Raw genomic sequence first — 962 nt, forward strand, 5'->3', positions numbered from 1 at the left:
AAACTTATTGGAACAGATACACATCTAAAAGTAAGGTAAACTAGAGGTGGAAAGGAGGAAATCTGTTTCATGAAAAAAGAACTGCTAACTAATCTGACAGAGACTGAAGCAAAAAAGAAACTAAGAAGCAACTTGGGCAGTCACATCACGTGCCCCAAGTGTCAAAGAAAGAATTATGTGAGAAGAATGAAGGGTAAAGATACAAGATACCATTGTACAGAGTGCCGGCATAAGTTCTCTTTAAAGAGCGTAATAGGCTTTGAGGGCTCACATCTAAACTACACTCAGATATATCGTGTTCTGTATTGTTTCGGAAATAACAAAACCCATAAAGATGTTATGGACTGGACGGGAGTATCATACACCACATCCAGATTCAACTACCAAAGGATTAGAAACAAGCTTGAACTAAGCTTAAATACGGATAAGCTCTCGGGTATCTTTGCTTGTGATGAATGCTTCGTGGGCAAGAGAAAGACAGGTAATCAAGCTCTTGTGATGGGAGCGGTAGATGCGACGTTTTCCGATCTGAGACTATCTGTTATTCCGGACAGAGAACAGGATAGTATCGAGGGGTTCATAGATACTCATATCAATACCGATAGCTTAATCATCTCGGACGGTTTGCCTTCCTATGGCGGTCTTGAGTACATGGGATACGCCCATGACAATGAAGTGCATGCCAAAGGGCAGTTTGAAAAGACTGTTCCCATTGAAAGAGTCTGGGGACTGTTTAAGACATTCTTGAGAAGAAACTACCACCATATTAACAAAGAAACATTACCTGAATATTTGGTGGAATTTCAGTTCAAATTTATCCACCGAAAATATCGCCATAATCCCCTGTATATAGGCAAAATATTAATTAACCCTGTTCCAAGAAGTTGACATTACTCGAGCGTATTTTGGGGTCTAATGGAACTTTTTTGGTGGCTGTTTCTCCCTAAAAAGCAGGTAAAATA

General features: G+C 39.8%; 1 protein-coding gene. It reads left to right on the top strand.

The annotated features are described in order from the left end of the window. The first annotated feature begins 69 nt into the window (after positions 1 to 69). A complete protein-coding gene (locus COX77_01930; protein PIZ99295.1) occupies positions 70 to 888 on the top strand; it encodes a hypothetical protein in 819 nt (272 codons plus the stop codon). The last annotated feature ends 74 nt before the right edge of the window (positions 889 to 962 follow it).

This window comes from Candidatus Komeilibacteria bacterium CG_4_10_14_0_2_um_filter_37_10 (genome assembly GCA_002793075.1).
In the GTDB taxonomy this organism is placed as follows: Bacteria; Patescibacteriota; Patescibacteriia; order UBA1558; family UBA1558; genus UM-FILTER-37-10.

Bases quoted from the DNA above. Each gene is read 5' to 3' on its own strand.
- COX77_01930 (PIZ99295.1), top strand. From the start codon at position 70: ATGAAAAAAGAACTGCTAACTAATCTGACAGAGACTGAAGCAAAAAAG.